The 13,271-nt window shown below is 69.7% G+C and carries 12 protein-coding genes; 7 read left to right on the top strand and 5 right to left on the bottom strand.

What is annotated here, in order from left to right; translation table 11 throughout:
- Nucleotides 1-7 precede the first annotated feature (7 nt).
- On the bottom strand, nucleotides 8-937 hold the full coding sequence (locus BJY22_RS12060) for a TauD/TfdA family dioxygenase (RefSeq protein WP_167206238.1): 930 nt from the start codon (nucleotides 935-937) through the stop codon (nucleotides 8-10).
- Between the two features lie 115 nt (nucleotides 938-1,052).
- On the opposite strand from BJY22_RS12060, the gene larE reads away from it, so the two are divergent.
- Complete coding sequence (larE, locus tag BJY22_RS12065; RefSeq protein WP_337758561.1) at nucleotides 1,053-2,540, top strand: ATP-dependent sacrificial sulfur transferase LarE; 1,488 nt, start codon at nucleotides 1,053-1,055, stop codon at nucleotides 2,538-2,540.
- A 131-nt stretch (nucleotides 2,541-2,671) separates the two neighbouring features.
- Nucleotides 2,672-3,055 (top strand): cold shock domain-containing protein, encoded by a 384-nt coding sequence (locus BJY22_RS12070; protein ID WP_167206240.1) that lies wholly within the window; start codon nucleotides 2,672-2,674, stop codon nucleotides 3,053-3,055.
- A 36-nt stretch (nucleotides 3,056-3,091) separates the two neighbouring features.
- Here the strand turns inward: BJY22_RS12070 and BJY22_RS12075 are convergent, their stop codons facing one another.
- Nucleotides 3,092-3,826 carry a TetR/AcrR family transcriptional regulator gene (locus tag BJY22_RS12075; RefSeq protein WP_167206242.1) on the bottom strand — a complete coding sequence of 245 codons (735 nt, stop codon included), beginning with the start codon at nucleotides 3,824-3,826 and terminating at the stop codon, nucleotides 3,092-3,094.
- 97 nt (nucleotides 3,827-3,923) lie between these two features.
- Between BJY22_RS12075 and BJY22_RS12080 the strand changes: the two genes are divergently transcribed.
- The gene (locus tag BJY22_RS12080; RefSeq protein ID WP_167206244.1) at nucleotides 3,924-5,471 is read left to right on the top strand and encodes an MFS transporter; all 1,548 of its coding nucleotides are present in this window, start codon (nucleotides 3,924-3,926) and stop codon (nucleotides 5,469-5,471) included.
- A gap of 10 nt (nucleotides 5,472-5,481) precedes the next feature.
- On the opposite strand, the gene BJY22_RS12085 is transcribed toward BJY22_RS12080, so the two are convergent.
- Nucleotides 5,482-7,332, bottom strand: a complete 1,851-nt coding sequence (locus tag BJY22_RS12085; protein ID WP_167206246.1) for an MFS transporter — start codon at nucleotides 7,330-7,332, stop codon at nucleotides 5,482-5,484.
- A gap of 116 nt (nucleotides 7,333-7,448) precedes the next feature.
- Here BJY22_RS12085 and BJY22_RS12090 point away from each other — a divergent pair, with 116 nt between their 5' ends.
- Nucleotides 7,449-8,222, top strand: coding sequence for a DUF3027 domain-containing protein (locus BJY22_RS12090; RefSeq protein WP_167206248.1), 774 nt, complete (start codon nucleotides 7,449-7,451; stop codon nucleotides 8,220-8,222).
- A 64-nt stretch (nucleotides 8,223-8,286) separates the two neighbouring features.
- On the opposite strand, the gene BJY22_RS41580 is transcribed toward BJY22_RS12090, so the two are convergent.
- Nucleotides 8,287-8,613: a DUF2530 domain-containing protein gene (locus BJY22_RS41580; RefSeq protein ID WP_167206250.1), complete on the bottom strand. Its 327-nt coding sequence runs from the start codon at nucleotides 8,611-8,613 to the stop codon at nucleotides 8,287-8,289.
- Nucleotides 8,614-8,852: 239 nt separating this feature from the next.
- On the opposite strand from BJY22_RS41580, the gene BJY22_RS12100 reads away from it, so the two are divergent.
- Nucleotides 8,853-10,325, top strand: coding sequence for an NCS2 family permease (locus tag BJY22_RS12100; RefSeq protein WP_167206252.1), 1,473 nt, complete (start codon nucleotides 8,853-8,855; stop codon nucleotides 10,323-10,325).
- Here BJY22_RS12100 and BJY22_RS12105 read toward each other — a convergent pair.
- Entirely contained in the window at nucleotides 10,286-11,386 is a 1,101-nt protein-coding gene (locus BJY22_RS12105) for a hypothetical protein (protein WP_167206255.1), read from the bottom strand. The two genes, BJY22_RS12100 and BJY22_RS12105, sit on opposite strands and share 40 nt — an antisense overlap.
- Before the next feature lie 83 nt (nucleotides 11,387-11,469).
- On the opposite strand from BJY22_RS12105, the gene BJY22_RS12110 reads away from it, so the two are divergent.
- Both BJY22_RS12110 and BJY22_RS12115 read left to right on the top strand, forming a co-directional pair.
- Nucleotides 11,470-11,919 carry a MarR family winged helix-turn-helix transcriptional regulator gene (locus BJY22_RS12110; protein WP_167206257.1) on the top strand — a complete coding sequence of 150 codons (450 nt, stop codon included), beginning with the start codon at nucleotides 11,470-11,472 and terminating at the stop codon, nucleotides 11,917-11,919.
- A complete protein-coding gene (locus BJY22_RS12115) occupies nucleotides 11,916-13,247 on the top strand; it encodes an MFS transporter (RefSeq protein WP_167206259.1) in 1,332 nt (443 codons plus the stop codon). Before BJY22_RS12110 ends, BJY22_RS12115 begins: the two co-directional genes overlap by 4 nt.
- Nucleotides 13,248-13,271: the final 24 nt, after the last annotated feature.

Consider the following 13,271-nt stretch of genomic DNA (forward strand, 5'->3'; position numbering starts at 1 on the left):
AGTGTCTTCAGTTGTCAACATCGGAGAAGTGCGAGGCGTCACCGGTTCGTGGCGTACTGCGGACGCCGTCCACGCTGACCGGGACGTCGCCGGCGAGCGTGATCCGGTGCAGCCGCCGGGGCTGGTCGTCGTAGTCGGCGACGCCGTAGTGCTGGGTCGCGCGGTTGTCCCAGATCGCCAGGTCGCCCGGCTGCCAGTGCCAGCGGACGGTGTTGTCGAGGTTGGTGACACGGTTCTGCAGGAGCTGGAACAACGCGGTCGTCTCGGCGCTCGACAACCCGACGAAGCGGCGGAGGAAATGACCGAGCACCAGTGCGCGCTCGCCGGTCTCGGGGTGCACGCGGACCACCGGATGCTCGGTCTCGAACAGCTTCGACTCGAACTCCTTCTGGTACTCCTCGAACTTCACGTCGATCCCGCCGATCCGCCCCTCGTCGGCATGCCCGGCGTAGTCGTACAGGTTGCTGTGCACCGCCCACAGCCGCTCGACGAGCGCCTGTAAGGGCTGCGGCAGGTTCGCGTACGCCCGCACGGTGTTGGCCCAGGTGGTGTCTCCGCCGTACGCCGGGAGTGTGACCGCCCGGAGCAGGCTGATCGCCGGGATCCGGTCGACGAACGTGACGTCGGTGTGCCAGCTGTTGGACTTGCTGTAGTCGGAGTCGATCGGCAGGACGTTGGCGGCGCCGTCGACGCTCCTCGAGGTCGGGTGTGCGAGCGTCGGCGTACCGAGCAACCGGGCGAAGGCGAGCTGGCCGGCGTCGTCGAGGTGGTGCTGCTCGCGGAAGAAGATCACCTTGTGGTCGAGCAGGGCCTGGCGGATCGCGGCGACGGTGGCCGGCGCCAGGTCGCCGCCGAGTTGGACGTTGCCGATCACGGCGCCGATCGCGCCGCCGGCCTTCGCGACGGTGATCCCGGGGGCTTCGAGTTGTGTGGTCACGGGCTGACTCCTCGTGCTGTCGGGTAATCAGTACTTTCCTACTGTTTTAGTGGCTTTTGGGGTCGTTTCGGGATCCGGGACCGGGGGTCCGGCGGCAGGACGTAGGGTTGGGGACGTGTCAACCGCCGAGATCCAGCCCGCCCATGACGTCGCAGCCGGCAGCTTCGATGTGCCGGAACTCGTGGTCGGGTTCGACCTGGACATGACGCTGATCGACTCGCGGCCCGGGATCAAGGCCGTCTGGGACCTGCTGGCCGCGGAGACCGGCGTGCCGATCGACACCGACCTGGTGGTGAGCCGGCTCGGGCCGCCGCTGACCTGGGAGATGGCGAACTGGTTCCCTCTCGCGCAGGTCGACGCGATGGTCGCGCGGTACCGCGAGCACTATCCGTCGTACGCGATCACGGGCAGCCTGCCGCTGCCGGGCGTGGCCGAGTCGCTGGCCGCGATCCGGGCGCTGCGCGGGCGGACGATGGTCGTCTCGGCGAAGTACACCCCGTCGGTCCGGCTGCACCTGGAGCACCTCGGCCTGGACGTCGACGAGCCGGTCGGTGACCTGCACGGGGCCGAGAAGGGTACGGCGCTGCGCGAGCACCGGGCCACGATCTTCGTCGGCGACCACACCGCCGACATCGACGGCGCGCACGCCGCGGGCGCGGTCTCGGTGGCGGTCGCGACCGGACCGTTCACCGCGGACGAGCTGCGGGCGTACGGCGCCGACGTCGTCCTGAACGACCTGACCGAGTTCCCGGCGTGGCTGGACGCGTACGTGCTCGAGCAGCGGCTCGAAGCCCTGATGCGGCGGCTGACGACGTACGACAAGATGGTCGTCGCCTTCAGCGGCGGCGCCGACTCGGCGTTCCTGCTCGCCGCCGCGGCGCGGGCGATCGGCCCGGCCAACGTGATCGCTGCGACCGCGGTGTCCCCGAGCCTGCCGGCGGCGGAGCTCGAGCCGGCGGCGCGGTTCGCGGACGGTCTCGGGGTACGCCATGTCACGCCGCACACGCACGAGATGGAGCGCGAGGGGTACCAGGCGAACTCCGGCGCCCGGTGCTACTTCTGCAAGGCCGAGCTGATCGAGACGCTGCAGCCGATCGCGGACGAGTTCGGCATCACCGCGATCGCCACCGGGACGAACGCCGACGACGCGATCGCCGGGTTCCGGCCCGGCATCCGGGCCGCCCATGAGCGGGGCGCGCTGACGCCGCTGAAGGACGCGCGGCTGACCAAGGCACAGATCCGTACGGCGTCGCGCAGCTGGGGACTGGAGACCTCGGACAAGCCGGCCGCGGCCTGCCTGTCCAGCCGGATCGCGTACGGCATCCGGATCACGCCGAACCTGCTCGCCCGGGTCGACCGCGCCGAGCAGACGGTCCGCTCGCTGCTGGCGTCGTACGACGTGCAGAACGTGCGTGTCCGTGACCTCGGCGACAACGCCTCGATCGAGATCGACGCGGCCCTGCTCGACCAGGTGGACCACCAGACGCTGGTGAATGCGGTCATGGCCGAAGGGTTCCCGGCCGCGCAGGTGGACCCGCGCGGGTTCCGCTCCGGATCGATGAACGAGCGGCTTGCCGAACCGGACAAGTACCGGAACCTCTGAGGGGTGCGGGGAGACTGCTTCATCAGGTAGTTTCCCGGAGGCGCCGCCGCGCCGGTTCACGTACGCTGGGTTTTCCGGTCGAGCTTCACGGCTCGGTCGCTTCCGAACGATTGACGACTGAAGAGGTTCCCGTGCCCGTTGGCAAGGTGAAGTGGTATGACTCCGAGAAGGGGTTCGGATTCCTCAGCAAGGAGGAGGGCGGGGACGTCTACGTCCGCGCCGAGGCCCTGCCGTCGGGTGTGACCAACCTGAAGCCGGGGCAGAAGGTCGAGTTCGGCGTCGTCGAGGGCCGCAAGGGTGAGCAGGCCCTGCAGGTCCGGCTGATCGATCCGCCGCCGTCGGTGGCGAAGGCGATGCGGCCGAAGCCCGAGGAGATGCAGGTCGTCATCGAGGACCTGATCAAGCTTCTCGACCGGGTCGGCGAGGGGTACCGGCACGGCCGCCACCCCGACAACAAGTCGGCCCGTCAGGTCGCGACGGTACTGCGGGGCGTCGCCGACAAGCTCGACTACTGATCAGGCTCGATCAACTGATCGAGCTCGGCTACTGACTCAGCCGTCCAGGCGGTCGATGCGGGACTGGATGCCGTCCAGGACGGTGTCCAGTCCGAACGCGAACTCGCCGGCGTCGAAGTCACCGGCGTACCCCTCGTCCGGCGGCTGCTCCAGGGTGGCCGCGATAGCGGGGAAACGGTCCGGTGTCGCGAGCATGGTGAGCCGCTCGGTGTAGAGGCGGTCGACCTCCTGTGCGGCGTCCGGTTCGGTCAGCATGTTCGCGGTGAGTTGTGCCGTACCGCGGACGTAGATGTTGACGAGCAGCATCGCGGACAGCCGGTCCTGAGGCGTCAGCGGCGTACCGTCGAACGCGTCCAGCCCCGACTCCATCCAGGCCAGCTGGTTCGGTGACAGCGGCGGCTCCTGGACCGGGATCTGCAGGATCCACGGGTGCCGCCGCAGCCCGTCGCGGAACGCCTCGGCCCAGACGGTGATCCGGCCGCGCCAGTCGAGCTCCGGGGCCAGCACCGGCGGTGCGCCGAACGCGTGCTCGAGCATCACGACGTACAGGTCGTCCTTGGCGTCGACGTACCGGTAGAGCGACATCGTGGTGAAGCCGAGCTCGGCGGCCACTTTGCTCATCGACACCGCGCCGAGCCCGCCCGCGTCCGCCAGCTTGATCGCCGCCCGCGCGATGTCGCTGATGTGGAACGCCGGCTTCGGCCCGGGCCGGTTCCGTCCCTCGACACCCCACAACTGCTGCAGGACCCGTGGCAGCTCACTCTCGTCCATGGTCATCACCCTATCTGTTTACAGCATAGACAGTCATCTGTATTGTCTGTGTACGACGCACACAGTGTGCGGCATAGACAGATAATTCGGAGGGGTCATGAGTACGACGGAACGGGCGGGGCGCAGGGAATGGATCGCGCTCGGCGTGCTCGCGCTGCCGCTGTTGCTGGTCTCGATGGACGTGTCGGTGCTGTACTTCGCCGTTCCGTTCATCAGCGCGGACCTCGGGGTGAGTGCGACCGAGCAGCTGTGGATCTTCGACATCTACGGGTTCGTGCTGGCCGGTCTGCTGATCACGATGGGCTCGCTCGGCGACCGGATCGGGCGGCGCCGGCTGCTGCTGTTCGGCGCCGTCGGGTTCGGGATCGCCTCGGTCGCGGCGGCGTACGCGCAGACCCCGGAGCAGCTGATCGCGGCCCGCGCCCTGCTCGGGATCGGCGGTGCGACCCTGATGCCGTCGACACTGGCGCTGATCCGGAACATGTTCCACGACCCCAAGCAGCGGTCGAAGGCGATCGCGTTCTGGAGCGCGGTGATGATGGGCGGGATCACGCTCGGGCCGGTGCTCGGCGGGTTCCTGCTGGAGCACTTCTGGTGGGGATCGGTGTTCCTGATCAACACCCCGGCGATGGTGCTGCTGGTGGTGCTCGCGCCGGTGCTGCTGCCGGAGTTCAAGACGGCGATCGGCGGACGGTTCGACCTGCTGGGATCGGTGTTGTCGCTGGCCGCCGTACTGCCGGTGATCTGGGGGATCAAGGAGCTGGCCGCTCACGGTGCGGCCGTGGCGCCGGTGGCGGCGATCGTGGCCGGTCTGGTGTTCGGGGTGCTGTTCGTCCAGCGGCAGCGCGTGGCCGAGCACCCGATGGTGGAGCTGTCGATGTTCCGGAGTCGCGCGTTCAGCGGGTCGCTGGCGGCGAACACGATCGGGACCCTGGCGCTGGTCGGCAACGCGGTGTTCCTGACGCAGTACCTGCAGTTGGTGCACGGCCTGAGCCCGTTGAAGGCGGCTCTGTGGTCGCTCGCTCCTTCGGTACTCGTCGGTGGCGCCGCGCCGCTGGCGACCGCGCTCGCCGGGAAGCTGGATCGTGCCTACGTGATCGGCGGCGCGTTCGTGCTCGCGGCCTCGGGGTACGGCGTCCTCACCCAGGTGCACGTCGACTCGTCGCTGGCCGTGCCACTGGCGGGAGCCGGTCTGCTCGCCGCCGGTCTGGTGATGGTGATGACGCTGGTGACCGAGGCGGTCGTCGGGTCGGTCGCTCCGGAACGTGCCGGGTCGGCGTCGGCGGTGATGGAGACCTGTGCGGAGTTCGGCGGGGCGCTCGGGATCGCGATCCTGGGCTCGATCGGTACGGCGGTCTACCGGTCCGACGTACCGGCCGACCTGCCCGCCACTGTCGCCGGCCCGGTCCGCGAGGGCCTGCCGGCGGCAACTGCTGCAGCCGCCCAGCTGCCCGCGCAGTTGGCCGACACCGTCCTGACCACGGCCCGGCACGCGTTCACGCACAGCATGAACGTGGTCGCCCTGGTCGGCGCCATCCTCCTCCTGGCCACCGCAGTAGCCACCACCCTCACCCTCCGCGGCACCACACCCGCCACTCCGGCGGAGGAGTCAACTCCCGAGGCAGACCTGGTCCCCACACCCTGAAGGCGTGGGGTCAGCGGGGTGGGCGGCGGGGGCCGCGGCGTTTGGCGGGGCGGTTGCGCTCCACGGTCGGGTCCTCCGACCAGGGGGCGGTGTTCTCGCCGGTGTCCTCGTCGTCGGGCTGGCCGCTCCACCAGCGGCCGATCGGTTGTTCGGGTGGCGGCTTCTGGTCGCCGGAGCGCCACTCGACGGTCGGCTCGTCGGGGGAGGTCGAGCGGCGCGCGCGGTTCTCCCGCTGTTCGGCGACGCTGAGGATCGTCCGCGTCGTGCTCTCCGGGTGCTCGTCGTACGACGTCTCGTGCCGGTGCTCGTCGTCGTGGTGGTGGTGCGGGTGCGGGTGCGCGTCGGTGCGTGGACCGCCGAGACCGCCGGGCCGCAGCGGCCCGTCCGTAGGACGAGACGTCGGGCGCATCCGCAGTACCAGGAAGACCACGATCAGCAGCACGCCCGCCAGGAACCCGAACCCGAGCCGCGGGATCAGCGGCAGCACGATCCCGCACCCGCCGCCGAGCACCCACGCCAGCTGCAGCACCGTCTCCGACCGCGCGAACACCGACGTCCGCACGGACTCCGGGACGTCGCGCTGGATCATCGCGTCCAGCGACAACTTCCCGAGCGAGCTGCACAACCCGGCCACCAGACCGAGCGCGATCAGGATCGGCAGGCCGTAGAGCACCGCCACCGCGACCGCCACGGTCGCGTCCGCGAGCAGCACCACCAGCACGACGGCTTCCGGTTTTCGTGCCTTGAGCAACGATCCGAGGACGGTGCCGAGACTGTTCCCGATCCCGGCCGCGGCGATCACCGCACCGGCCGCGACGGCCCCCTTCACGCCGCTGATCGGCTGGTCCCGCAGCAGGAACGCCAGGTACATCGTCAGGAACCCGGACACGAACCGCAGCCCCAGGTTGCACCGGATCCCGCGCGACACCGCGGTGGTGATCGCGCGGCGGCGCGCCTCGCGTCCCGCCGTACCCGTGACCTCCTCGTCGGCGGGGGAGTCGACCGCGCTGGGCAGCCGGATCGCGAGGATCAGGCCGACGATGTACACCAGCGCGGCCCAGCGCAGCGACCACTGCGGGCCGATCGCGGCGAAGGCGGCGGCGAGGCCCGCCCCGATCGTCGCGCCGGCGACGCCCGCGAGCGAGATCCGGGAGTTGGCCGTGACGAGCGTGATCTGCTTGGGGAGCAGCCGCGGTACGGCGGAGGCGCGCGTCACGCCGTACGCCTTGGAAGCGACGAGGCAGCCGAGCGCGGCGGGGTACAGCCAGACGGAGTTCTGCGTGGTGATCGAGGTGGCCAGCGCCCAGACGAGGAAGGCGCGGGCACCGAGCGTCGCGCCGATCGCCCAGCGGCGACCGTGCCGGAACCGGTCGAGGATCGGGCCGATCAGCGGGGCCATCAACGCGAACGGCGCCATCGTCAGCAGGAGGAACAGCGCGACGCGGTCCCGCGCCTGGTCACTGGGCACGGTGAAGAACACGGTCCCCGCCAGCGAGACCGCGAACGCGGTGTCACCAGCGGCGTTCACCGCGCCGAGCTCGATGAGACGCGACAGGCCCGACTCGCCCGCGCCCTGGGCGCTGGTCAGCCCGCGGATCCGGCGCCCGGTGGCCCGGCCGAACCGGCCCCCGGCCGAGGCCGCCTTGCGCGACGCCGACGCGACTCCTCCGGCGCCCGCCTTCGAGGCGTGCCCGACCTTCTTACCGGCGGTCCCGACCCGCTCCCGCGCGTCCCCGAACCGCTCCCCGGCAGACTTCCCAGCAGCCTTCGCGTCCCCGGCCGCGTTCGTGCCGTCGGCGGGGGAGCCGCCGCGGATTCCACCGCGGGCGGCGTTCGGGTCGGACGGGTCGGGGGAGTGCATGAAACCATCCTGCCTCCTCCCGGGGACAGACCGCAGGCACCGCGCGTACTACCTCGGATCGTGGACGGGTGACGGCGGTTCGTCGTACGGCGGAAGGCGTGCGAGAATGGGCGATTGTGACTCCCGTCAAATCCCCGGAACCGGTACGTGCCAAGCCCGACGCCGTCTGCGTCGCGGCGGTCGAACCGGCCCGCGAGGCCGCGATCGCCGAGGCCGGCGCCGCGCAGGTCGGGGAGCACCTCGGTCACCTGGTCGAGGGTGAGCGCCTCGTCACGCACTACTTCGCCTCCACCCACCCCGGGTACCGCGGCTGGCGCTGGGCGGTCACGCTGACCCGCGCCTCGCGCGCCAAGACCGTCACGATCAACGAGGTCGTGATGCTCCCCGGCGACGACGCGGTGGTCGCGCCGGAGTGGGTCCCGTGGTCGGAGCGCGTCCAGCCCGGCGACCTCCGCCCCGGCGACCTGTTCCCGACGCTGCCCGACGACCCACGCCTCGAGCCCGGTTTCACCGAGACCGCCGACGCTCCCGAGGACGTGCTCGCGGTCGTCGAGGAGCTCGGCCTCGGCCGTGAGCGCGTGCTGTCGCCGTTCGGACGCGAAGAAGCCGCCGAGCGCTGGTACGCCGGAGACTTCGGGCCGGCGGCCGCGATCGCCCAGGCGGTCCCGTACAAGTGCCACTCCTGCGGCTACTGGATCCGCCTCGCCGACAGCCTCGGCCAGGCGTTCGGCGTCTGCGCGAACGAGATGGCCCCCGGCGAGGCCCGCGTCGTCGCCTACGACTACGGCTGTGGCGCCCACTCCGACGCCACCATCGACATCACCGAGGCCCCCACCCCCGACCACGCCTTCGACACCACCGGCTACGACACCCTCCAACTCGAGGACTGACCCGCCCCGAACCGCAGGTCCCGGACCGCGGTCAGGTCGATGCCGTGGCGGGCGTGGACCTTGGTCAGTCTTCGGTGGCGGGGCGGTGGCCGGCCTGGATGGCGGCCCAGCGGCGCTTGCAGTACCAGAGGCCGATCAGGCCGAGGCCGAAGCCGGCGACCGGGACCCAGAGCCACCAGTCGAGGCCGTCTTCCTTCAGCGTGCCGCGGAAGATGAGCAGGACGACGAAAGCGACCGCCCACAGCACGATGCCGGTGATCACGCTCGGGATGCCGGACAGGTCGAGCGGCTTGACCTCGGCGTGGACCAGCTCGCCGCGCGCTAGCTGGCTCGTCGGGTCGGTGCGCTTCTTGTCCGCGCGCTCCTTGGCTGCCCCCTGGTCCTCCGTCACGCCTCCACCTTAGTCGCTGCGCCGCCGCCAAGGCCGTCGGCCCGAGCTCTCGGAGGCACTGCATCTGGTGGGTGGGCGTCCGAGACGCAGGGTTTACGTCCCGGATCCCGGCCGCGAACCCTGCAACTCGGACGTAAACCCACCAGCGGCGGAGGGGTGAGCGGGCGATGGGCGCGGCCGCGCACGGTTTTTCCCACAAGTGCTCGCAACTGCCCGGTAGGACCTGGCACCATGCGGGCATGAGCTCGTCCCAGGCCGCGACGGCCCGCTCCGGTTCAGGTCCCCTCGACTCGTTCTTCAAGATCAGCGAACGCGGATCCACGCTCGGGCGGGAGATCCGCGGCGGGCTGGTCACGTTCTTCACGATGGCCTACATCGTGGTGCTGAACCCGCTGATCATCGGCACCGTCAAGGACGGTGCCGGCCAGTTCGTCGGCGGCGGCACCGACCCGGCGGTGTCGATCGCGAAGATCGCGGTGGCGACCGCGCTGGTGGCCGGTGTGCTGACGATCCTGATGGGCCTGGTCGCGAACTTCCCGCTCGCGCTGGCCACGGGGCTCGGCCTGAACGCGTTCGTCGCGTTCTCGATCGCGACCAAGATGACCTGGGCGGACGCGATGGGCCTGGTGGTCCTGGAGGGTCTGATCATCCTGGTCCTGGTGCTCACCGGGTTCCGCAAAGCGGTGTTCGAGGCCGTGCCGTTGCAGCTGAAGATCGCGATCAGCGTCGGCATCGGCCTGTTCATCGCGTTCATCGGTCTCATCGACGCGGGGTTCGTACGGCGTCCCGCGGCGCTCACCGGTCCGCCGGTCGAGCTCGGTGTCGCGGGCAACCTCCGCGGCTGGCCCGTGCTGGTGTTCGTGGTCGGGCTGGTCCTGATCGTCACGCTCTACGCGCGGAAGGTGAAGGGCGCGATCCTGATCGGCATCCTGGCCGCGACCGTGCTGTCGATCGTCATCGAGTCGATCGCGAACATCGGCGCCCGGACCGACGAGAACCCCGGCGGGTGGGGCCTGAGCGTGCCGAAGCTCCCGGACCAGTGGTTCACGGCGCCGAACCTGGACACGATCGGCGAGTTCAGCCTGTTCGGCTCGTTCGAGAAGGTCGGGGTGGTGTCGGCGCTGCTGCTGATCTTCACGCTGATGCTCGCGGACTTCTTCGACACCATGGGCACGATGACCGCGATCGGCGCCGAGGCGGGCCTGAACAACTCCGACGGCATCCCGCCGAACTCGCAGCGGATCCTGATCGTCGACAGTCTCGCCGCGGCCGGCGGCGGCGCCGCGTCGGTGTCGAGCAACACGTCGTACATCGAATCCGCCTCGGGGGTCGGTGAGGGCGCCCGGACCGGGTTGGCGAGTGTGATCACCGGGATCTGCTTCCTGATCTCGATGGTGGTCGCGCCGCTGGTGACGCTGGTCCCGTACGAGGCCGCGACGCCGGCGCTGATCCTGGTCGGGTTCCTGATGATGACGCAGGTGAAGGGGATCGACTTCGACGACCTGGAGGTCGCGTTCCCGGCGTTCCTGACGATCATCCTGATGCCGTTCACGTACTCGATCTCGGCCGGCATCGGCGCGGGCTTCGTCACGTACGTGCTCCTCAAACTGGTCCGCGGCAAGGCGCGCCAGGTCCACCCGCTGATGTGGGTCGTCTCGGTGCTCTTCGTGATCTACTTCGCGATCGGCCCGCTGACCGACTGGCTCACCTGACGCAGTTCGAGGTACTCCGCCCGCGCGGTGAACAGGTCGCGAAGCTCGAGGCTGACGTTGTCGAGGAACTCGGTGCGGTACGTCGAGTCGGTGAGCAACGCGATCGAGTAGTAGAGACCGGTGAAGTTGGCGATGCCGACGGCGACCTTGATCAGGGAGGCGCTGACGACGAGCGGATGGTTGAGCAGTGTGACCTGGTACGACCAGGAGCCGGCGCTGACGCCCCAGTTCTCGTAGATGCCTTCACTGATCGCGAGCATGCCGAAGGCAACGAAGAACAGGCCGACGCCGGCACTCACCACCAGGACCTGCATCCACTGGCGGATCACCAGGCTGACGCTGACGTTGACGCGCTGGATCCGGCGCAGCGGCGGGCCGGTGCTCGCGTCGCGTTCGATCTCGTCCACCTCGCGGGGCAGCCGGATCAGCAGGAACAGGGTGCTGAGCAGCGTGAACGCGACCATCGAGACCACGATGAACTCGACCGGCATCCCGGCGAACACCTGCCACATCTCGGTGTTCACGAACAGCACCAGCGAGAAGACCAGGAGTAGCGGCAGCGCCCGGACCAGGCTCGCGACCGACCTGGCGAGCTCACCGGCGAGCCGGCGTACGCCCCACAGCGTCGTACCGATCAGGCCGTAGCCGACGACGACGTACACCGCTCCGACCAGCAGCAGGTTGCCGAACGCGACACCGAAGAACTGCGTGAACTGCCCCTGCGTGACCACCGGCAGCAGCGCGGGCAGGAACACGAAGACCGCCAGCTCCGGGATCCCGAACCGGGTCGGCAGCGACCAGAACGGCCGTCCGCGGAGCCCGTTCAGCAGGCCGAACCCGAGGACCAGCGCGATCAGTCCGCCGATCGCGGCCAGCAGGTTCTGCCACCAGTGCCAGTCGAGCGAGGTGGCGCCGAGCATCTCGGCCACGAACACCAGGACCAGCAGCGGCGCCGCCCGCGTGTAGATGTCGTGCGTCGGCGAGAAGTCCTCGATGAACAGCGGCAGCCCCGCTCGCCGGAAGCGCTGCTCGTACCGCTCCAGCTCGGCACTCGTCCCCATGACCGCGAACTCTAGCGGAGCCGGGAATACCATCCGGACAGAACGAGTTTTAGTTAGCAAAGGTAATGAGTTAAGGTAAAGACATGCCCGAAGTCGTAGCGCAGCAGGTGAAGAGTGACGTCGGGCTGGCGAGCGCACTGCGGTCGTCGACCCTGCGGTTGTCCCGGCAGATCCGCCGGCAGCGCGAGCCCGGTCACGACCTCACCGCGAACCAGCTCAGCGTGCTCGGGGCGCTGGCCAAGCACGAGGCGATGACGATCGGCGAGCTCGCCGCCCACGAGCAGGTGAAGCCGCCGTCGATGACGCGGATCGTGACGAACATGGAGGAGGCGGGCCTGGTGGTCCGCCGGCCGCATCCGACCGACAAGCGGCAGATCGTCGTCGAGCTGACCGACCGCGCCGACGAGCTGATCCTGGCCAACCGCCGGCGCCGCGACGAGTGGCTGCAGAAGAAGCTCAAGCAACTGACTCCCGAGGAGCGCGACATCCTGCGCAAGGCAGCCCCTGTTCTCGAACGTCTGGCGGCTCGATGAGCCCCACCTTCCGTGCTTTCAAGGTCCGCAACTTCCGTCTCTACGCCTCCGGCGCGATCGTCTCGAACGTCGGCACCTGGATGCAGCGGGTCGCCCAGGACTGGCTGGTCCTGGAGCTGACCCATTCGGGTACGGCGCTCGGCATCGTGACCGGTCTGCAGTTCCTGCCCGCCCTCCTGCTGGGGCCGTACGCCGGTCTGGTCGCCGACCGCTTCCCGAAGCGGACCGTGCTGACCGTCACCCAGATCGCGATGGCCACGGTCGCCCTGACCCTCGGTGGTCTGACGATCGCCGGCATCGTGCAGACGTGGCACGTGTATCTACTGGCTCTCCTGTTCGGTGTGGGCACCGCCTTCGACGCCCCGACCCGGCAGGCCTTCGTGGTCGAGATGGTCGGCCGTGACGAGCTGTCCAACGCCGTCGGGCTGAACTCGGCCTCCTTCAACGCCGCCCGGCTGATCGGTCCGGGGCTGGCCGGGCTGCTGATCAACTGGATCGGCACCGGTCCGGTGATCATGATCAACGGGTTCACCTACGCCGCGGTGATCGTGTCGCTGCGGCTGATGCGGGTCGGTGAGCTGCACACGCCGGCGCCCGCGGCCCGGGACAAGGGCATGATCCGCGACGGCATGCGGTACCTGTGGCGCCGGCCCGAGCTGATGATGGTGCTGGTCGCGGTGTTCTTCGCCGGCACCTTCGGGCTGAACTTCCAGATGACGTCGGCGCTGATGGCGACGAGTGCGTTCCACAAGGGCGCGGGGGAGTACGGCATCCTCGGCTCGATCCTCGCGATCGGCTCGCTGGCCGGCGCACTGCTCGCGGCCCGCCGGGTCCGGATCCGCGCGCGGCTGGTGATCGGCGCGGCGGTGGCGTTCGGTCTGCTCGAGATCGTCAGCGCGCTGATGCCGACGTACCTGACGTTCGCGCTGGTGCTGCCGCTGGTCGGCCTGACGTCGCTGACCATGCTGACCGCGGCGAACGCGACCATGCAGCTGAGCATCGAGCCGACCATGCGAGGCCGGGTGATGGCGCTCTACATGACGGTCCTGATGGGTGGTACACCGATCGGTTCACCGTTCATCGGCTGGATCGGCGAGGTGATGGGCGCCCGCTGGTCGCTGATCGTCGGCGGCGCGCTGACCGTGCTGGGCACCGCCGGATCGGTGCTGTACTTCTCCCGCCGTCGCGGCCTCGCGATCCGGCCGCGCCTGCTCCCGCGTCCGCACCTGGAGGTGCTGCCGCAGACCGAGCTGCTCGGCGAGAAGGCAGTCCTCGAGGGTGCCCCCGAGCTCCCGGACGCACCCCGGAAGGGCCCGCGGGTCGCCTAGCTGTTCCTCCACGCACGCAGAACC

This window comes from Kribbella shirazensis (assembly GCF_011761605.1).
GTDB lineage: Bacteria > Actinomycetota > Actinomycetes > Propionibacteriales > Kribbellaceae > Kribbella > Kribbella shirazensis.